Source organism: Pseudoalteromonas gelatinilytica (assembly GCF_001641615.1).
GTDB lineage: Bacteria > Pseudomonadota > Gammaproteobacteria > Enterobacterales > Alteromonadaceae > Pseudoalteromonas > Pseudoalteromonas gelatinilytica.
This window is the reverse complement of sequence record NZ_LRRU01000020.1, coordinates 919,155-919,434: the sequence shown is the minus strand read 5'-3', so window position 1 is coordinate 919,434 and position 280 is coordinate 919,155. Positions and strand designations below refer to the sequence as shown.

The window sequence follows — 280 nt, the reverse complement described above, 5'->3', positions numbered from 1 at the left end:
CAACCGAAGTTACTGGAACCTAAATCCAGCGCGTCTACCAATTCCGCCACTCCCGCACATAGTGTGATGCAAGTGTATAGTAATGGAACCTAAATCCAGCGTCTAATCAAGACACCAGCCAATTCCGCCACTCCCGCATCATAGGGTTTGCTAATTTTAACTCTTAGCTTGAGTTTTCTTATTCACTTTCTTGGTAGAGAAAGTGGCTGGGATACCAGGATTTGAACCTGGGAATGGCAGGATCAAAACCTGCTGCCTTACCGCTTGGCGATATCCCAAC

The 280-nt window shown here is 46.8% G+C and carries 1 tRNA gene; it reads right to left on the bottom strand.

The window, feature by feature from the left end:
• Window positions 1-203 precede the first annotated feature (203 nt).
• Window positions 204-278 (bottom strand) — tRNA-Gln (locus tag NH153_RS17165).
• Between the last annotated feature and the right edge of the window lie 2 nt (window positions 279-280).